Source organism: Paenibacillus sp. OK076 (assembly GCF_900110055.1).
Classification (GTDB): domain Bacteria; phylum Bacillota; class Bacilli; order Paenibacillales; family Paenibacillaceae; genus Paenibacillus.
This window is the reverse complement of sequence record NZ_FOCH01000001.1, coordinates 2,058,533-2,078,037: the sequence shown is the minus strand read 5'-3', so window position 1 is coordinate 2,078,037 and position 19,505 is coordinate 2,058,533. Positions and strand designations below refer to the sequence as shown.

Sequence of the window (19,505 nt, the reverse complement as noted above, 5' to 3'; positions counted from 1 at the left end):
TCATACTCTTGTCTACTAAAAGGGGTAGCCTGTCAGTCATATTCTATTACTTCTATTCCTATTTCCACAATCCTGTTTATTTCGGCTGAATATATCCTTCAGCTTTGAGCAATTCAGCGATCAGTACAGCACCGCCTGCTGCTCCACGCAGCGTGTTGTGAGACAGTCCTACAAACTTGTAATCATACAGGGAGTCTTCGCGCAGTCTGCCCGTAGAAACACCCATACCGCGCTCGATGTCACGATCCAGCTTCGTTTGGGGTCTGTTCTCTTCTTCGAAATACGTAATGAACTGTTTCGGTGCGCTTGGCAGACCCAGTTCTTGCGGACGACCTTTGAATTGCAGCCAACGGTCCAGAATTTCTTCTTTGGATGGTTTTTTCTCAAAGGATACAAAAACTGTCGCCAGGTGACCATCTGTTACCGGAACACGAATACATTGTGTTGTAATTAATGGGGACGACGCTTTTACAATCTCATTATTTTGAATGCTTCCCCAGATGCGAAGCGGCTCCTGTTCACTTTTCTCTTCCTCGCCACCGATGTATGGAATCACGTTATCCAGCATTTCCGGCCAGTCGGTAAAGTTTTTACCTGCGCCAGAGATCGCTTGATATGTGGAAGCCACCACTTGAGTTGGATTGAACTCACGCAACGCGTGAAGTGCAGGCACATAGCTCTGAATGGAGCAGTTTGGTTTAACTGCGATGAATCCGGTTTTCGTTCCAAGACGTTTGCGTTGAGCTTCAATCACGTCCAGATGTCCCGGGTTAATTTCCGGAATGACCATGGGTACGTCCGCTGTCCAGCGGTGAGCCGAGTTGTTGGAAACAACCGGAGTTCCCGTTTTGGCATAAGCCTCTTCGAGCGCTTGAATTTCATTCTTTTTCATATCTACAGCACAGAATATAAAATCAACCTGGCTCGCAAAAGCTTCCACTTGGGAAGCATCCTGCACAACGATGTTTTTCACGGCTTCCGGGATCGCAGCAGCGAGCTTCCATCTGCCTTGTACGGATTCTTCGTATGTTTTGCCTGCCGAGTTGGCACTTGCTGAAATAGCCGTTACTTCAAACCATGGGTGTTCATTGAGCAGATCCACAAAACGCTGACCCACCATCCCCGTTCCTCCAACGATACCGACTTTCAATTTTGCTGACATAAAATCATCATTTCCTTTCGGTGTGAGTTTCCTCTAATTAAACACTATTCAGGCATTTCCAAAGCGTGTAGCCAACATCCCGGAAAAACCAAAAAATCCCATCCCCAAGACAAAAGTCTCAGGGACGAGATTGTTACACTCGTGGTACCACCCAGATTCGCCAATATGTCGCCATACCAGCCTCTTCGAGTTAAGGATAACCGCACGCACTCCATCTTGCCGCATCCGCATATACTCTCGCTCTGTAACAGGAGCTCCTGTCACACCATCCCTCGATCATGAAAGTTCCGATGTGCTGCTCTGAGTCTTTATTCAACAAAAAATTCTTTACCCCTTTTCAGCTGCCGGAGCTCTCTGTGAAAGAAACCTTTTATCTACTCATCTCTTCATCGCATTTGATATTGCGATTATAATATCAAAATTACTATCGTGAAGTAAACACATTTTTTTAGATTTTGGAATTTATACGTTTTCAGCAGAACTGAACAGTTCAATTATCGCAACAAAAATTGCAGCTACACGCGGTCTGTCTTCTGTGTAAGTACGTCGATAGACGTTTTTCTTATAAATTGCTGCAAATGGCTATTTCTTTACTGCTTTTTGGCAACAATCGCATACGTTCCCAGTGGTCTCCCAGGCCCCGTCGCATGATGTGACCTAAGTAATTTCAGTTCGGAAAGAAGAAGTGTTTTTACTTTGTCCGGGATCGGAAGCATTTGCAGTTCCACAGGCGCTTCTGCCAGTGTCATTTCGGTTTCCCAACGACCGTCCTGCAGCTCGGAAGAATGGATCGAAATCTCTTCCTTAATTGTCCAGCCCGCCGCAGAGACAAGCTCTTGGATATCCTCCGGTGTAAAAAGCGTGCGCACATTGGAGAAGCTGTTCTCCTTGTAACACTCGACCTGGGACTGAATCAGAACGGATAACCAATGTGAGAGCTGGCTCACATCAGTAACTCGTGTATCCCATTCAGCGAAACATAGCTGATGTCCCCACGTCCTAACCTTGCTAAGAATCTGGGCGAGTTCGTCAAATGATTTTAAGTACCATGAACAATGGGAAAGTACAATCACATCAAACTCATTCTCGGCGAATTGAGCCTGATCACTTAGGATGTCAAACTCATAATCCATTCGAATTCGGTCACCCAGCGGAGATTTCAGCAGCTTGGCTGCCGCTTCCCCTACGGTCAGTGGTGCACCATAATCCTCTGGTGCAATATCTACACCATGAACGTACCCATGCTCCCCAACCAGATGTGCAAGCACGGCCGTTGTATCTCCCTGACCACAACCGATTTCCAGAACGCGGCTGCCTTCCTTGATTCCCCAAAAGAGTCCCAGTTTCAACCGATGCTCGGTCTGAATGTATTGAATGGCGGCGTTGTCCTCCACGTCCATATACTGAATAAGATCCCTGATGATAGTCTCACTCATGATTCCTCACTCCTCAAAGAGTAACTTGAACTTCCTGCTCATTGTAGCGTGACAGGCATCATTGTACAAGGCTGGAGTCTATGACAGGACCATTGCACGGAGGAGCCCCTCCTACAGCAGATCTAAACCTCTGCTACATATCAATCCCTATGCCCACTGCGTTGCAAGCTTCTGAAGATATGGTGTCAGCATGGGCTGTAGTTCCTTACGCATCAGTCCAATCTCCAGGATCGCCTGAATATATCCGAACTGATCACCAATATCGTAGCGGCGTCCTTCCAGTTCAAGAGCCAGTAATTCCTCCACCTGGCTTACTTCTTTCAACGCATCCGTTAGCTGATACTCCCCTCCCGCCCCTCTCTCGATTCGATCCAGAATGGGAAAGATGGAAGGTTTCAGAATGTAACGTCCCATCACAGCTGTTCGGGAGGGCGCTTCTGCAATGGAAGGTTTCTCTACCAGATTGGTGATCCGGTGAACCCGATCCTCTGCCCCTTGTGAATCGATAATCCCGTATTTACTCACGTCAGCAGGTTGCACCTGCCGCACGCCAACAATCTGGCTGCCTGTCTTTTCATATAAATGAATCATCTGTGCGAGCGCTGGTGGATCTGACACCATAATATCATCACCAAGCAGTACGGCGAATGGATCATCTCCCACAAACTGACGAGCACATCCAATCGCATGGCCTAATCCAAGCGGCTCTTTTTGCCGGATAAAATGAATACTCGCCATCTCGCTGATCGCTTGCACTTCTTCCAATAGCGCTTGCTTGCCTTTGGCATACAGGGAATGCTCCAATTCAACCGATTTGTCAAAATGATCTTCGATTGATTTTTTATTGCGTCCGGTTACGATGATAATATTTTCAATGCCCGATTGTACCGCTTCTTCCACAATGTATTGGATGGCCGGTTTGTCCACTATCGGCAGCATTTCTTTGGGTTGTGCCTTGGTTGCAGGCAAGAATCGGGTGCCAAGCCCCGCTGCCGGAATGACTGCTTTTTTAATTCTCATATTATGAAATACTCCTTTCATTAGCATCAGATGAAGGGTCAGATCCTTGAACAGGCTCAGCCCGGAACACCCAATACCGACTGGCGATATAGTTTATAACCATGCCCGAGAGAGTCGCCAGTATTTTACTCATGACAACGCTCCAACCTAATGTGCTATTGCAGATGTACAGAATCAGAGAGGATAACGCCAGAACAACTAGATTGGTAATTACAAAACGTATGATTTCGTTTTTTTTGCCCTGTCTTCCCGCATTCTGAAAGGTCCATCTGCCGTTCCACCAGTAACTGTTCACGACCCCACAGCTATACGAGATCACCTGGGCAATTAGAGCATGTGCGCCTGCGGCAGCGAGCAGCGTGAATACCATCGCATCCACTGCCGTATTCAGGACACCCACAATTCCGAACTTAAATATAGTGACCAACCGATTAGTCATGATGAGCAACTCTGCCCGTTAACCGTGACTGACTCGACTGACTTTCCACCTGATACACATCTCTTATGATATAGAGCGGACGCGCCTTCGTTTCATCATAGATTCGGCCAACATACTCGCCAAGAATGCCCAGCATGACCAATGTGAAGCCGTTAAAAATCAGCATGATGCTGACCATTGAAGGCCATCCTTTGATCGTTGAATCGGTAAATATCGCTGAAGCGATGACACTTAGCATATAGATGAAGCCTCCGATGGATAAAACAGCTCCCACGTAACCTGCAAGCTTGAGCGGTTTGTGTGAGAATGAGGTGATGCCGTCCAGACTCAGCTTCAGCATGCGTTTTAGCGGGTATTTGGTCTCCCCTGCCAAGCGTTCATCCCGTTCATACTCAATGGCCGTCTGACGGAATCCCACCCAACTGACCAGACCGCGGACAAATCGATTTTTTTCAGGAAGACGTTTCATCTCATCACATACCTTGCGATCAATCAAACGGAAATCACCCGTGTCCACTGGAATATCCGTATCCGTCGACGCACGCAGTACACGATAGAACAGGCTTGCCGACCATTTCTTGAAGCGGGTCTCCCCGCTTCGTCTGGTCCGACGGGCATAGACAACCTCATAGCCCTCTTTCCACTTGGCGATCATGTCCAATATCAGCTCGGGAGGGTCCTGAAGATCCGCATCAATAATGACGACTGCATCGCCTGCTGCATAATCCATCCCTGCCGTAATTGCGATCTGGTGACCGAAGTTGCGTGCAAAATCAATCAGCTTCACACTCTCGTCCCAACGGGCGTAGTCACGGATCATCTGTGCACTTTGGTCCACGCTGCCGTCGTTGACAAAGAGAAGCTCGTAGCTCTCTCCCGTACTGCCCATGACTTTTTTCAAACGCCGATAGGTCTCCTCAATCACCGCTTCTTCGTTATACATTGGAATGATAATGCTGTAACGGCACTTTTGAGCCATGTTCGTTCCCTCCCTTGTACCATTTGATCACGCTTATAATTTCACTTCATATAAAGTGGTTTGACCACCGAAACCGAAACCGGAACCCGAACCGCTATCCGTACCTGTCTTCCACTCTGACGTTGGAATTTCGGTACCATGCTCCTTGATCCAGTCACCGATATCCGAACTGCCACCTCGGCCGCCCATGCCACCTACCATGAAGTATTTCACCTGTCCACTCTTCACGAGTTGTTCCAGTTTTTCCGGGGTATACACCGGATCTGAGCCGGAGAATCCGCCAAGCGTAATGACTGCTTCATTCTCATCGATGATATATGGGGCTGCCTGGTTATAGTCCGTTGTTGCAAAGAGATAGGTTTCACCTGTGTTATGCTCTCTCAGATAATTCAGTGTTGTGATGTCCACTTCTTCGTTGCGGTTTCCCGCTCCACCTCGACCACCTGTCGTCGGCAAGCCTCCTCCGCCATTCATGTTTCCGCCTGAATTCGGAGGTGTTCCCATGCCCGCATTGTTCGGGTCAGCTTCATCGGACGATGGAAAAGCCTGATCGGTGTTGGTGTCATTTGATGTATTCGGCTGAGCCATACCCATACCGCCACCATTGCGATCACCTTGTCTATCTCCCATCGCCATGCCCATTCCGCCGAACATCCCATTGGAACCTGTCGGTCCAGCCGCCGGAATCATGCTGTTGCCTCCATACGTGATAGGGGTAAAGGCCCAATAGGTCGGACCGATCAGCATGACCATGAAGCCTGCGATAATCAAACCCTGTTTCCATGGATGTGAACGATTAAGCATCACAATCAGGATAACCGTAATCAGAATGCCTGCAATTAATTCAGCTATAGACCAAGCTGCCCCGATAGTTTCGTTATACACCTGCATGATATACCAGCCGAAGATGGTCGTAAGCAGTACGGATATCGGAAGCAGCCAGGCTTGCCAGCCATGGCGTTCACGGTACGCCGTCCACATGGCTGCAAATCCTGCTCCGGTTAATGCCGCTACTGGAGGGGCGAGCATAATCAGATAATATTGATGGAAGAAACCAGCCACACTGAAGAAAGCAGCTACCGGAAGCAGCCAGGCCAGCCAGAACAAAGCTTCCTTATGCTTCTCGGTTATATTTCTCCGTTTTAACCCTGCAAATATGGCGATGCAGCCAAGCAATACCATCGGCAAAAGCCAACTGGCCTGACCGGACAGTTCGGTCTGGAATAACCTCAGAGGACCTTTCTCCCCGGTACCAAACATGCCGCCCATGCCACCACCGCCGCCATTACCACCACCGAAATTTCTTCCATTAGGCATCTCGCCACCGTTAGGCATCTGACCACCCGGGAAAGTCATTCCATTCATGCCACCCATTTCACCATTTCCCGGTGCATTGCCTGTTGGAGCCGAGCCGCTGGCCGAATGATCAGATGCTGAGGTCTGGGAAGCTGCGTTGCCACGGGCCTTGCCTTCATTGGAGGCGTTTGGCATGCCAGCATTCGCTGATCTGTTCTGTTGCCCTGTGAGACGGGATAAGCCGTTATATCCAAAAGCCAACTCCAGCACTGAATTGGTTTCACTGCTGCCGATATAAGGCCGTTCATCTGTAGGTATTGAATCCACGGTGACTGCCCAGGATAAGGAAACGACTGCCAGCACCGCCGTACTTCCGATCAGCAGAATGATTTTTCTTCTCCACTTTGCATTGAATGCAAGCAGATAGAACAAGTAGAAAGCCGGAAGAATCATATAGGCTTGCAGCATTTTCATATTAAATGCAAGCCCAATAAGTGCAAAGGCAACCAGGATACGCCACGTACTGCCTTGTTTGCTTCCCTTGAACAAAAACCATGAACCCAGCAGCAATGTGAATACCAGCATGCTGTCAATATTGTTGGTGCGGCTGACTGCTGCCACAACAGGAACAGTCGCCATTGCAAGTGCCGAGATTCGCGCTGCGGCAAGACCAAATGTAGGCTTGACCATGAAATATATCAGCAGCACCGAACCGATCCCCGCTAACGCTTGCGGTAAAATAACACTCCATCCATGCAATCCAAAAACGTAAGCAAAAGCGGTTTGAATCCAGAAGACAACCGGTGGTTTGTCTACGGTTACCGAACCAGCCGAGTCAAGCGATGCATAGAAAAAGTTATGGAAATTCCTCAGCATGCTCCCGACGGCGGTCGTATAATAGGAATTGGCATATTGGTCGTTCCAGATGCCATACCCGTTCAGAAATGCCGCCAGTAAAACAATCGGCAGAAGGACAAGGTCAATCCTTCGTTTGGCGTTATTCAATCTCAATCACTCCTTCAAATTCTTCATGTCTACTATTGTGACAGGCCAAAATAAAACTGGGATGAGTGCCCGCTGAATGTTGCCTGAGGATAACTTGCAAACTTTTCAGCTAATTTTCAGTTTGGCGAGCGATAATACAGCATATAGACCTCTAGAATTGAGGGTATGTAATTGATGGATTTAACGGGAGGGAACGCCTGCTTATGAAGCTAAGTACTGGCATTAAAATACTATTGGCCGATGATGAACCACATATTTTGCAATTTCTGGAGCTAGGACTAAGCAACGAAGGATTTGACGTACGTACGGCCCCGGATGGAGCCGCTGCGCTTGAATTGGCACTCGACTTTCGTCCACATATGGCCATTCTGGATGTCATGATGCCCGAGATGGATGGGTTTGAGGTTGTTGAGCGTCTGCGCAAGAGCGGGGCTCACGTCGGGGTGATCATGCTGACAGCCAAAGATGAAGTCGAAAATCGGGTAAAAGGCCTATGGCTTGGTGCTGACGATTATATGATTAAGCCTTTTGCGTTCGATGAACTGCTTGCACGGATTCAGGCAAGGCTGCGTAATCAGTTTCCTTTATTAATAGGGGCTGTGACTCATGGCCCATTCCGAATTGATGATCAACGCAAAGAGATTACCTATCACGATCAGATTCTGGAGTTATCTCCAACCGAATATGAACTATTAAAATTCATCGTGCTCAATCATGGTATTGTCCTGAGTAAAGCGACCATTCTGAACCGCGTGTGGGGATATGATTTTGGTGGAGAAGAGAATATTGTGGAGGTGTACGTCCGCTCCTTGCGTGACAAACTGGGGGATAAAGAACATAAGCTCATTCGTACACTTCGAGGTGTCGGATACAGGGTGGATCTCTGATGGTCTCTCTATTAAAGAAAGATAAACATCTTTGGACATGGCTGCATCAATGGATATCGCCACGTTCGCTCCGCTCTCAATTACTTGCACGCTCCCTGTTCATTCTGGCTGCTCTGCTATTGTTAATTGGCATTCTTCAATTCTGGATTATGGAAAGCTTTCTGTATCGCAACCAGGCGAAAACCATGGAAGAGCAGCTCATGTCCATGCCTCCTGTGTGGCTCGGATCGTCTTCACGAAGTGGTGCGACAAACAATCCTTTTGGCGGGCAATCCGGATCAGATCCAAGAGGATCAGGCAATCGTTTCTTATACATTCCTGATCGTTCACTGGCTTTATTTGATAATCAAAGTGGCTTCGAGGATATTTTTGGTGAAGACGGTCTGACAGCTCCTCGCTTGACGTCAGTTGAATATCAGAACATTACAGATCGGATCAACGATAAACAGCATGTTCCGTACCGGATTGTAACGGATAATCAAGGCAATGAGCAGCTAATCGTCTTCTCTTCGCCTGGACCGCGTAATCGCGGCTTACCCATGGTGCAGATGGGCACGGCTACGAAACCGCTAAAAGATCTGATTGTGAAACAGCTTCTGATCTTCTTGATGTTATCCCTGCTGGCTATGATGGCCGGACTCGTTCTATACGCCAAAGCACTTCGCCGGACGTTAATTCCATTGTCCAGTATGGTAGATACGGTGCAACGAATCGATGCAGGCAGCCTGGCTGAACGTCTTCCTTCTGTCCAGGGACAACAGGAAGTGGATCAGCTGGCGCTTTCATTTAACGGCATGCTTGAGAGGCTGGAAGACTCGTTTGAAGCAGAACGGGAGTCAAAAGAACAGATGCAGCGTTTTCTGTCCGATGCTTCCCATGAACTACGTACCCCTCTTACCTCCATTCACGGATTTATTGAGGTGCTCCAGCGTGGCGCAGCCTCCAACAGCGAGCAATTATATAGCGCACTGAACAGCATGTATGGTGAATCGGTGCGGATTAACAAACTTGTAGAAGATCTGCTGATGCTGACCAAGCTGGATCAGGCGCCTCACCAGGAGCAGGAAGTCATCCAACTTGACAGTCTGCTGCTCGAAATGCAGCCACAGTTGATCATGATGGCTCAGGAAAGACAGGTTCATCTCGACCTGACCGCTGAAGTTCATGTAATGGCCGATGCTCACAAATTAAAACAGGTTGTACTCAATCTGTTCCACAATGCAGTGCAGCACACCGATTCAGATCGGGGAACCATCAGTATTTCGTTGTATGCCGCTCAGCATAAAGCCGAGTTAACCGTCAAAGATAACGGCTCTGGGATTGAACCGGAACATCTCCCTCATATCTTTGAACGCTTCTATCGCACAAGCTCTTCCCGTTCCAGAAAACAAGGAGGCGCGGGTCTAGGGCTTGCCATTACCCGTTCGATTGTGGAATCGTATGGCGGGAAAATAACAGTGCGCAGCCAATTAGGAGCAGGAACGGAATTTACGATTTTGCTGCCTTTGGTCAAGAGCGAAGCCTAGCTAAACGAGGCTTGTAAGACGACGCTTTCGGTTTTATTGCGGCACTTATCGCATGCTAAATAACCTTTTCATTTCTGCGGAGAAATGAAAAAGTTATTTGTTTGTTATTGGATTGGTGGAATGGTGAACAGTGCCTTTGTATCAAGGGTTATCGTGGGTATGCGAGCCATTCGTCAATTTCAGCAATCCATTGATGCTGTTCATCAGCAAGTAATGTTTCCCATCCCAGCTCAGCAGCAGGCTTCAAATTTTTAGCCTGATCATCCACATATATAATACGTACATCCCTGTCTAGATGAGATTGTACAAGTTCATATATCTCTATATTGGGCTTGCAATATCCGACCTGATTGGAAATGGTTATGCTCTTGCAATACGGCTGGATCAACGGCAAAATAGCTTGAATCCATTCATGACAATGATTGCTCAAGAGATGAAGTTCTGCCAGCTCGCTCCATCGTTCAAGACAATGCATGGCAGGTAGCAACTCTGTTGTGTGATCAAGCAATTCATAGGCATACATCTTATCCATCTTGGGATATTGGGTTTGCATCCAGATCCAGAACTGCTCCTCCGTCAACCTTCCTGTCCACAAATCCTTACGTATAGCACTCAATTGCTCGATTAAAACAGGAAAAGGCGTACCTGCATACCTAGCAAGCTCCTGCCAGAATGAAGAGGAAAGATTGGTGATCAGAACACCGGCCAGATCTAAAACAAGTTGGGGTTTGGAATCCATGGGATCACTCCTGTGCAGTCATCTTGATTCATTACTGTAGGGTTATCGTGGGTGCTTCAACAGTTGGTAATGGTTGTACGGTTCATTCTCGATTTCAATCCAATTCAAATATTCAAACTTGCATTTCTGTATTACCTTGCTGGATGCCTGATTCGTTAATAAAGCGATGGCATTCAATACTTCAACGTTTGTATTTTCAAATAAATACTGCGTTATTCCTTGTACTGCCTGCGTTGTAAAACCACGGTTCCGGAAGTGTTTCGAAATGCCGTACATAATCTCCCGATTGGGCGCTGGCAGTTCATCCTTGATCCCCGAGCAGCACCATCCGATGAACTCATCATTTTCTTTGAGCACAATAGCCAACCGTAAACAGAGGTTTCCGATGTCTCCTCCGGCCAAAACAGCTTGTTTAAAATTCTGATTCTCAGGGATTTCGTACTGAGTGAGCCAAAGGGCTCTCTCTTCAACTGTCGCATTCCAACCCGGCAAAAATTCGTAAACCTCCGGTTGCCAGGTGATTTCCTGCAATTTCTGCAAATCCTCAGGTCGATACTCACGCAAATAGATATCTTTGCAATCAATGATTAATTCATCACTTTGTATAATTTGTTTCATATATGCCTCTTTTCATTGCTTTTATTGGTTTATTGAGAACCTAATTTTCTTTACAATATAAGGCCGTGTACCATTGCCATAAGGGCAATGCGTTGGCTGTTATGGAGTCAGGATCTTGCGTTTTTTCAAGTTGGGGGAAATACTCTGGGTATTGAGCCATATATTCGCTGACACACCATCGAACTGACCAATTGATATCTGTCGCCCAGTTCATCCAATTATGTATTTCCTCCTTTGGAGCATTTTGCAATAACCCATGCATATACCACCCCCTTACGCCACCTTCTTTTTCATGCAATAAGCACTCCCAATAAAACTGCCGCTCTTGTTCGTTCATTGGTTCACGGAGGGTTGATACCGCAATTTTACGAACAATAGGGGACGAATCCTCAGTGAAATCCCATAACTCTTCTCGTGATAATACATTACTCCGAACTAGCATAGTTAACGCAAGCGCTCTTTCAATCTCATCCACCGAATGAATACCCATAAAGGGGTTTTCAATACTTGTAATTAGTAAAGTATTTGGTATGTACATTGGCCCATCAGCAGTTTTCAGATAACGTATCGTATTAGCAACATTAATTCTCGGAGCAGGGTTATCGTAACTCTCAAATGTGTCACCATGCTCAACCAAGGCGCGCCTCAACATATCGGAACTTAGTTCCGGAAATTGAGAGAACAAATGGGAGGCAACACCAGCGACAAGCGCAGCAGCTCCAGATGTTCCTCCATAATAAGATACACTGCGATCACGTTCTTCCATTTTATAAGAAGGAATTGTAAGATGTAGTCTGGGTGCCAAAATATCGGGTCTGAAGTGACCGTCTCCATTTCTGCCATAAGGTTCATCCGGGAAAGAAACATGTGATGAACGATCAGCCTTTCCACGATCAACGTAGCCACCAACCGCTAAATACTGTATTGGCGGCATAACGTTATTTAAACGTGTATTTCCATTCGAGCAAATAACCAGAATCCCCTGTTGAACGGCTGAATCCAGTGCTTTTACTGTCGAGTTTTCTCTCGTATTCTGAAGATGAACTTCATTATCTAATGCCTGCCAACCCGTGCTTAGAATAATTTTTATATTCCAGTCGATTCCATGTTCAAGGATCCAGTCGATTCCTTTTTTCAGACGTTCTCCTTCTCCTGCTGTAAATGCTCCATGATCAAGAACGATAAATGTGGCCGCTGGTGCAATTCCGATATGTGTCATTCCCTCTAATCGGATTGGCTCATGGGCCAAAGCCAGCACACTCATAAGACCATGCTCACCTTTAAGGTGATCTTCCTCCCCGTTATTAGTTGAAATGTCCTTCATGGTGACGGTCAGATTTTCATGTACGGTAACACATTTAATTCGAGTATTTAAGTGATTTATGAGATGATGTGGCTTGATTGAATCAATAATTACGATCCCTACTCCCTGACCTGAAGTATGAAAATCAGGCTGTTCAGAAAAACCTAACCTTTTCCATGTTGGATCGGGTATTGCTCTATCCACACGATCACCTCAGATTTGGATATTATTAAAACAATTTCACCTCTTGCACATTGTCAGTATCCTAACTAACATTTGCATACCATCAACCAATTCCCGTCTGGATCTTGAAAATTAAACCATTGTTCATGTTCTATTGGTGTTCTTATATTTACATTTTTGGAGTGCATAAACGCATAGGCTTCCTCAATGTTGAGTGTATCAAAATGAAATGCCGGGGTTTTAAATGTATGATCCTCTGAATAAATTTTGCTATCTAGCACAATACGTGTTCCATTCATCGGAATAATGTACAGATGACCAAATAAAATCTCCCCGTCAACAGGCAATCCTAATATATCGCAATACCACTCACGTGCCTTTTCAATATCACGAACAGGAATAAACACCGTACTGATCTGATTTAAAATAGGGCTCACGCCAGTCCCCCCTTATCAATAAACTCGTCTTTGGTTAATCCGAACAGGATCATATCCTGGTATTTTCCATCGGTATAAATCACCTGACGACGCACGCCCTCCTGTACACATCCAAGCTTTCTCATCATGGCTGCGGAAGGTTCATTGCCTTCGAGAACAGAATCATTGAATTTATTAAGCCTACGCTCGAAAAAGGCATATTTGAGCAAAATTCGAATGGCTCTCGTCCCGTATCCTTTTCCGCGATGATCCCTGTCAATTTGAATTCCAATGCTAAAGGTACCATTCCGCTCATCGATGCTGTTCAGGTTCAGGCCCCCGACATTCTCACCATCCATATTTTCAATCGTGAACATGATCCGTCCCCTGTCTAGAGAAAAATCGGAGAAGGCTTCCGTAAATTTCTTCGCCTCAGCATTCGTAGGTGGCAGTTCTACCTCACATTCCAGTAAACGACGAGCGGGTGAATCAAACCGGTTATAATAATGATCCTCCCAATCTTCCTCACGCAAAGCACGTAATCGAACCTTATCATCCTGCCAAAAATAATCGCTATAGTTAATCTCTCTCATTCTGATATCCCTCGCTTGGCCATGAATTGTTATCAATTTAATATGAGCTACGCCTATGATAACCCATATTGTGGAATTTGAGGAGAATTGTTTTCATCAACGATACAACTAAAAATAGCCCCCGGACAGGAAAATCCTGCCGAAGGCTATCATCTATTTTATATAATACGTCTTTACGATTCTTCTTCTTCCGGGTATTGAGGCTTGGTTACATTATCGGGAACCGTTTCATCGTAAACGTCCTGACCGGGATAATCCCGAACTTCCCCTTCGTGCAGCTCATGATTTTCATAATCGAAACGATGCGCGGTCCTTTGATCCACTCGCCATGGCGAGCTTTTGCCAAGAGATTCAGACATTAGAGATGAGCCGTAAGGACCTTCAGGGAACTCTTCGAGTGTGATATCATTTCGCTGCGACTCCACCGTGGACACATCGGTATATTCTTGCCTTTCTTCTTGCAAAAATTTATCCTTCATCGTTCGTCCCTCCATATCTGCTTCGTGGTGATCAAAGCATGTTTATTTTGAACGGAAATGAAAGGATTTATGCATGAACCATGGCTAAAATCCATTCTTCAATCTCTAATCCAGATATAAAATACAAAAACAATAAGTCCGAAGATGCAAATCCATGTATCTCGTTTGGACCATACCAATAAGGAGGAACGTGCTCCAAGCAGGGAATTCTCTCTAACTTTCCGCATTTCCATCGCAATTGTCATATCTTCTGCACGCTGAAACAGCGCCATGAGCAAGGGAATGACCATTGGACCAAGATCACGCACACGTACCGTATTCGGTCGTAATGCAGCTTTGCCGCGTGCCCGGACGATCAGCGAGAATCGCTGCCATTCACTCCAGATCATCGGGATAAAACGAAAGATTAAGGACACGGCGAGTGCAAACGACGACACGGGCAGTTTAATTTTTTTGCCGATACCAAGCACCCAATTCAGTCCCTCGACCATGCGACCATAAGGTGTAGTCAGTGAAAACCAAAGACTTGCCAACGTGACGATAAACAAACGATATACATTCAGTAACGTCCCCTCCGCCTGTATCAGGGAAAATCCGAAATGCAGACCGCCACCTTCTGTAGAAAGAGTCGTCCCTGACAACGCGGTTGATACGATAAAGAACAGTACGAGCGGTTTCATTAATTTCAAGCATCCCATAAGTGCCTGCCGTGGCAGCACAACGAGCGCCAAGATGACTGGCACCAACGTAAGGGAGAGACCTAACCAGTGGTGTTGAAGCATCGTAGCGGTCACGAGTAAAATGTATAAAATCCATTTCAGACGCGGGTCCATAGCACCATACAATCCTCTGCTTGATCCTGATTCAACGTGGGCGTATATGGCCTCCTGTGTGCCTTTTCCTCCCGAAGTATCGGAGCTTGTTAAGGCAAGCTTTGCTTCATCTATTCTGAATTGATCCTCATTACCAATAACATCAACCTTCGGCTCTAAAGGCTCATTGACGGACTGAACGATACCTTCAGCCATTTCCTCCGGAGTCAACGCAGTACACGGAAAATGAATGCCCGCCGCCGCAAATTGTTGTGCCAGTTGCATAGAATGTGGCAGACCAATTCCGGCAAGCTCCAGCAGATCTGGCCTTGTATGAATTTCCAGTGGTGTGAGATCAGCAACCAGACGTCCCTCTTGCAACAAAAGAACCCGATCTGCATGCGGCAAAAATGTGTCCAGGTCGTGTGTAGCCACAATAGCTCCCTCACCTGCAGTTCGATGCTGATCCAATGCATCCAGCAGCATGACAACACTTTGCGCTTCCAATCCGGCGCTGGGTTCATCGAGTAATAGCCATGAAGGCTGCGTCGCAGTTCCCAAGGCAAGCCCTAATCTTCTCCGTTCTCCCCCACTTAGTGCAAAGGGGGATCTGTCCGAATGGAATCTGTCTCCCTCTCCCTGACCTGCTGGGGAATCCCAACGTTCCAGTGTCTCGGAAATCTGCTTTTTCTTTTGTTCATCCGGTAGCCGATATGGACGCAGGGAATAAGCAAATTCACGCCCAATGCTTCGGGCGAACAGCTGTTGCTCTGGGAATTGAAAGACCAACCCCATTTGCAGCAGAATGGACTGTGGTACTTTCCCGTTCTGCCAGAAAGGCTGTCCGTCCAGCTTGAGGCTACCCGTATCTGGCGGTTTTAGACCGGCGATGGTTTGCAGCATTGTGGTTTTGCCTGATCCTGTGCAGCCTAACAATAAAGTAATTTCGCCACGGTTCAGTCGGACAGTGATATCTTGAAGCAGCGCTCTTTTGTCAGGTTGTGATGAAACTATACCTACATGTTCTAATTCGATTGCCAAAGCGTTACCTCCTTAACCAACTGCTCTGGTCGCAGAGGTGTTGCATGTTGCAGCATACCTTTCTGTTTCAGGAGTAGAGCCGTCTGCACTGTAAAAGGTGGAGCAAGCCCAAGCTGTTTGCAGGGAGAGGGTTGTTTTACTTCTTTTCCAGCGTCAGCCGCTGTCTCTTCCTTATCTTTCCCATAAAAGAAAGCCGCAGGCGCTCCATCGTAAACACAGCGTCCCTGCTCCATGGCAATAATTCGATCGCACAAGGTCGCTTCTTCCAAATGATGCGTAATCCAGATTACCGCCGTCCCTTGTTGGACAATGGTTTGAACTACCGCTTCCATTCGTTCTCTGGCTCCCGGATCAAGCATGGCTGTAGGTTCGTCCAGAATGAGTACATCCGGCTTGGCCGCCAGCGCTACCGCGATATTAAGCAACTGCTTCTGTCCTCCAGACAGCATCGATATCGCCGCCTGTGGCGGGTGTTCAAGTCCTACCGTATGTAATGCGTGCTCTCTCCGACGTAATTGTTCATCAGGAGATTCCAGCAGCGAAGATAAGGCAAAATGAAATTCCTCCTCAATGGTATCTCCAAGTACCTGCGCATCAGGCTGCTGGAGGACTCCACGAACAACCAGTTCTGGAGCAGCCTTTCTTTCTCCGCCGGATAGCGGAATGAATCCAATCAGCAGTCCAGCCAGTGTACTTTTGCCGCTACCATTGGCTCCCACAATACTTATCCATTCTCCCGGAGCTAATTTCAGCGAAACTCCATCCACTGCCTTACGAACACGTCCTGACTCGGACGCATAATGAACACGAACTTGATCCAGTGTAATCAAAGGTGTAACGTCTTGCATCGCAAATTGGTCCTTTCCCTTTTGAATCTTTTGTGGTACGATCCAAATCGTTAACCACATCCGTTTAATCGGTTAACAATAAGATTACCAAAATTGAAAGGAATGTTCAAACATGAAATTATCTTTGCGAGGTATTGTTTTCAGCGCACTCATGGCAGCCATACTTGTTCTTTTTGGTTACATAAGTATTCCCATTGGTTTCTCTCCTGTGCCGATTACATTGCAAACACTTGCGGTTATGCTGGCAGGCGGACTGCTTGGCCCATTATATGGTTTTCTAAGTATCGCTCTGGTCGTCATTCTGACTGCAATTGGATTCCCGCTTCTGCATGGCGCAGGCGGACTTGCAGTACTCCTTGGGCCTACCGGGGGATATGTCATGATGTGGCCCTTCTCCGCATTGCTCATTGGGTTATTACTCAGCAGAATCAAACTGAACGGATTCGTTGGTTATTTCCTGGCCTTTATTGTATTTGAGGTATTTGGTTCAATGTTGATCTATGTTTCGGGCGTGCCATGGCTGGCCTATGCTTACAAAATGTCGTTACCCGAAGCCATGATACAAGGGTTCTATCCCTACATCATCGGTGATCTGATCAAAGCCTTGTTCGCTGCGATCATCATCGCACCTGTACGCATGGTCTTCCCTCCACAACGACTGACAGGCAACATGAACTCAACGGTTGTAAAGGTTGAATCCTAATCGTAATTGGTTAGCGTAAGCTTGAACTGAAATTACGAACAAAGCCGCGTCCACGTAAACAGAAAACGTTCTGTTCCACGTTGGACACGGCTTTTGTTATTTCTACTCTTGTTCCTGTCCTTTTCCACCATACAGGGTAAGTAACGGCTCTTGTACCCGAACTTGTCCCGTAATCAAAGGAACTACTTCCTCATAATTCGCAGAATTCGTAACAATGATAGGGGTTACCGTATGATAACCAGCGGCCTTGATTGCAGCGATATCGAATTCCAGCAGCAAATCTCCTGCTTTAACCCGATCACCTTCCTGAATATGTGATGTAAAGTGCTGACCATCGAGCTTAACGGTATCCACTCCGACATGGACCAAAATCTCCGCACCTGTATCTGATACAACAGCCAGGGCATGTTTCTTTTTGAAAGCCACGGTAATGGTACCGTCAAAAGGAGCAACGACTCGGCCAACTGCCGGCTCAATCGCAATGCCTTTGCCCATCGCACCGGATGAAAATGCCGGATCTGGCACCTCAGTCAGTTCAACAATGGTCCCCTCAATCGGGTTTAGAACTTCTTGATCAACGGAATCCGCTGTTCTTACTGATGGAGTGGTAGATTCCGTGCTTTTTTCTTGTTCTTCCTCTTCAACCGGATCTTTGAATCCCATAATGTACGTCAATGCAGCCGAAACAACAAAGGACACGCAGATCCCAAGAATCAGTCCAGGGAAACCCTCTCCACCCGGTCCATAGAAGATCGGCAAAGTCAACAGTCCTGGAGCGCCTGAAGCGAATGCCTGAGTACCTGCTTGACCAATGATGGCTCCACCAACGGCACCCCCGATCACTCCTGCGATAAATGGACGTTTGAGTGGCAGAGTAACACCATAGATGGCAGGCTCCGTAATCCCGAACAAGGCTGTCAGTGTAGATGAACCCGCCAGCGTTTTCAGCTTTTTATTTTTGGTTTTCAGCATAACACCGAATGCAGCACCAGTCTGTGCGAAGATGGAAGCCGTCGCAGCCGGTTTGACACCATCACGTCCATATACAGCAACGTTATTGATAAATACGGGAATGAGCCCCCAGTGAATTCCGAAAATAACGAGCAGCTGCCAGCTTGCACCCATAACGGCTCCTGCCAATAACGGACTGAATCCAAAAGCGGCCACCAGTCCTGATGCAATGGCATTACCTACATATACTCCAAATGGACCGAATACGAGCAGGGTAAGAGGAACCATAATGACTAGCAAAAATAATGGAGTGACAAAATTTTTCACACTTTCGTGAAGAACCTTATTGAAGAATTTCTCCAATTTGCTCATGACGATGACTGCCAGAATAATAGGGATAACGGTAGATGAATAATTCATCAATATCACAGGGATACCGAAGAAATCGGTTGGCGTTCCCTCCGCCTTGAGCGTGACGATGGAAGGATAGATTAATGCGCCAGCAATGGTCATCGCCACAAACATGTTACCCTGGAATTTGCGAGCGGTTGTAACCGCTAACAGCAAAGGTAAGAAATAAAACAAGCTGTCTGCTGCTGCAAATAGGATCTTATACGTGGTTTCTGTCGTTTCCAGCCAGCCGACATTACTTGCAATGAGCAGCAGCCCTTTCAATATACCGGCTCCCGCCATTACCCCTAGCAGCGGTGCGAATATACTGGAAATCACATCGATAATGCCGCCTAAGCCTTTTGCGGACTTCTTGGACTTTTCCTTTTCGGAAGAGTCATCCAAAATGTTGCTGATCTGACCAATGGCGTTATAAACCTCAGGCACCTTATTGCCAACGACCACCTGAAACTGTCCCCCGTTTTCCTTGACTGCGATGATTCCTTCTGTCTTTTCCAGCTTGGCTTTGTCTGCCTTGGCGTCATCTTTCAATACAAACCGCAAACGTGTTGCGCAATGTACCAGTGATACCACATTTTTTTCCCCGCCGACAAGCTCGACGATCTCTTTTGCGAGTTTTTCCTGACTCATGATGTGCACCCCCATATTTACTAAAACA

The 19,505-nt window shown here is 46.8% G+C and carries 18 protein-coding genes and 1 other annotated feature; of the genes, 3 read left to right on the top strand and 15 right to left on the bottom strand.

Annotation, left to right across the window (positions count from 1 at the left end; genetic code table 11):
- Positions 1–76: 76 nt before the first annotated feature.
- From asd to BMY78_RS09390, 6 genes are all read right to left on the bottom strand, one after another.
- On the bottom strand, positions 77–1,162 hold the full coding sequence (gene asd / locus BMY78_RS09415) for an aspartate-semialdehyde dehydrogenase (RefSeq protein ID WP_063563527.1): 1,086 nt from the start codon (positions 1,160–1,162) through the stop codon (positions 77–79).
- Between the two features lie 117 nt (positions 1,163–1,279).
- Positions 1,280–1,561: a binding site (T-box leader), on the bottom strand.
- A 191-nt stretch (positions 1,562–1,752) separates the two neighbouring features.
- The gene (locus tag BMY78_RS09410; protein ID WP_090897173.1) at positions 1,753–2,598 is read right to left on the bottom strand and encodes a class I SAM-dependent methyltransferase; all 846 of its coding nucleotides are present in this window, start codon (positions 2,596–2,598) and stop codon (positions 1,753–1,755) included.
- 147 nt (positions 2,599–2,745) lie between these two features.
- Positions 2,746–3,618: a UTP--glucose-1-phosphate uridylyltransferase GalU gene (galU, locus tag BMY78_RS09405; RefSeq protein ID WP_090897170.1), complete on the bottom strand. Its 873-nt coding sequence runs from the start codon at positions 3,616–3,618 to the stop codon at positions 2,746–2,748.
- A gap of 1 nt (position 3,619) precedes the next feature.
- On the bottom strand, positions 3,620–4,057 hold the full coding sequence (locus BMY78_RS09400) for a GtrA family protein (RefSeq protein WP_090897167.1): 438 nt from the start codon (positions 4,055–4,057) through the stop codon (positions 3,620–3,622).
- The gene (locus BMY78_RS09395; RefSeq protein WP_090897165.1) at positions 4,050–5,036 is read right to left on the bottom strand and encodes a glycosyltransferase family 2 protein; all 987 of its coding nucleotides are present in this window, start codon (positions 5,034–5,036) and stop codon (positions 4,050–4,052) included. Before BMY78_RS09395 ends, BMY78_RS09400 begins: the two co-directional genes overlap by 8 nt.
- 33 nt (positions 5,037–5,069) lie before the next feature.
- Complete coding sequence (locus tag BMY78_RS09390) at positions 5,070–7,337, bottom strand: glycosyltransferase family 39 protein (protein WP_090897163.1); 2,268 nt, start codon at positions 7,335–7,337, stop codon at positions 5,070–5,072.
- Between the two features lie 203 nt (positions 7,338–7,540).
- On the opposite strand from BMY78_RS09390, the gene BMY78_RS09385 reads away from it, so the two are divergent.
- Both BMY78_RS09385 and BMY78_RS09380 read left to right on the top strand, forming a co-directional pair.
- Positions 7,541–8,224, top strand: coding sequence for a response regulator transcription factor (locus BMY78_RS09385; protein WP_090897159.1), 684 nt, complete (start codon positions 7,541–7,543; stop codon positions 8,222–8,224).
- Complete coding sequence (locus BMY78_RS09380; RefSeq protein WP_090897156.1) at positions 8,224–9,750, top strand: sensor histidine kinase; 1,527 nt, start codon at positions 8,224–8,226, stop codon at positions 9,748–9,750. The genes BMY78_RS09385 and BMY78_RS09380 overlap by 1 nt, the downstream gene beginning before the upstream one ends.
- 148 nt (positions 9,751–9,898) lie before the next feature.
- Here the strand turns inward: BMY78_RS09380 and BMY78_RS09375 are convergent, their stop codons facing one another.
- The 8 genes from BMY78_RS09375 to BMY78_RS09340 all read right to left on the bottom strand — a co-directional run bounded on the left by BMY78_RS09375 (position 9,899) and on the right by BMY78_RS09340 (position 16,782).
- Entirely contained in the window at positions 9,899–10,489 is a 591-nt protein-coding gene (locus BMY78_RS09375) for an HAD family hydrolase (protein WP_090897153.1), read from the bottom strand.
- A 42-nt stretch (positions 10,490–10,531) separates the two neighbouring features.
- Positions 10,532–11,107: a GNAT family N-acetyltransferase gene (locus tag BMY78_RS09370; protein WP_090897149.1), complete on the bottom strand. Its 576-nt coding sequence runs from the start codon at positions 11,105–11,107 to the stop codon at positions 10,532–10,534.
- Between the two features lie 40 nt (positions 11,108–11,147).
- On the bottom strand, positions 11,148–12,614 hold the full coding sequence (locus tag BMY78_RS09365) for a S8 family serine peptidase (protein WP_090897146.1): 1,467 nt from the start codon (positions 12,612–12,614) through the stop codon (positions 11,148–11,150).
- Positions 12,615–12,679: 65 nt separating this feature from the next.
- Complete coding sequence (locus tag BMY78_RS09360) at positions 12,680–13,030, bottom strand: VOC family protein (protein ID WP_090897142.1); 351 nt, start codon at positions 13,028–13,030, stop codon at positions 12,680–12,682.
- Positions 13,027–13,602, bottom strand: coding sequence for a GNAT family N-acetyltransferase (locus tag BMY78_RS09355; RefSeq protein ID WP_090897140.1), 576 nt, complete (start codon positions 13,600–13,602; stop codon positions 13,027–13,029). The genes BMY78_RS09360 and BMY78_RS09355 overlap by 4 nt, the downstream gene beginning before the upstream one ends.
- A gap of 173 nt (positions 13,603–13,775) precedes the next feature.
- Complete coding sequence (locus tag BMY78_RS09350; protein WP_064638752.1) at positions 13,776–14,081, bottom strand: hypothetical protein; 306 nt, start codon at positions 14,079–14,081, stop codon at positions 13,776–13,778.
- A gap of 98 nt (positions 14,082–14,179) precedes the next feature.
- Positions 14,180–15,934 (bottom strand): ATP-binding cassette domain-containing protein, encoded by a 1,755-nt coding sequence (locus tag BMY78_RS09345; protein WP_090897137.1) that lies wholly within the window; start codon positions 15,932–15,934, stop codon positions 14,180–14,182.
- Complete coding sequence (locus tag BMY78_RS09340) at positions 15,919–16,782, bottom strand: energy-coupling factor ABC transporter ATP-binding protein (RefSeq protein ID WP_177185690.1); 864 nt, start codon at positions 16,780–16,782, stop codon at positions 15,919–15,921. The genes BMY78_RS09345 and BMY78_RS09340 overlap by 16 nt, the downstream gene beginning before the upstream one ends.
- Before the next feature lie 112 nt (positions 16,783–16,894).
- Here BMY78_RS09340 and BMY78_RS09335 point away from each other — a divergent pair, with 112 nt between their 5' ends.
- Complete coding sequence (locus tag BMY78_RS09335) at positions 16,895–17,485, top strand: biotin transporter BioY (protein ID WP_090897131.1); 591 nt, start codon at positions 16,895–16,897, stop codon at positions 17,483–17,485.
- Positions 17,486–17,587: 102 nt separating this feature from the next.
- Here the strand turns inward: BMY78_RS09335 and BMY78_RS09330 are convergent, their stop codons facing one another.
- Complete coding sequence (locus BMY78_RS09330) at positions 17,588–19,477, bottom strand: beta-glucoside-specific PTS transporter subunit IIABC (RefSeq protein ID WP_090897128.1); 1,890 nt, start codon at positions 19,475–19,477, stop codon at positions 17,588–17,590.
- Positions 19,478–19,505: the final 28 nt, after the last annotated feature.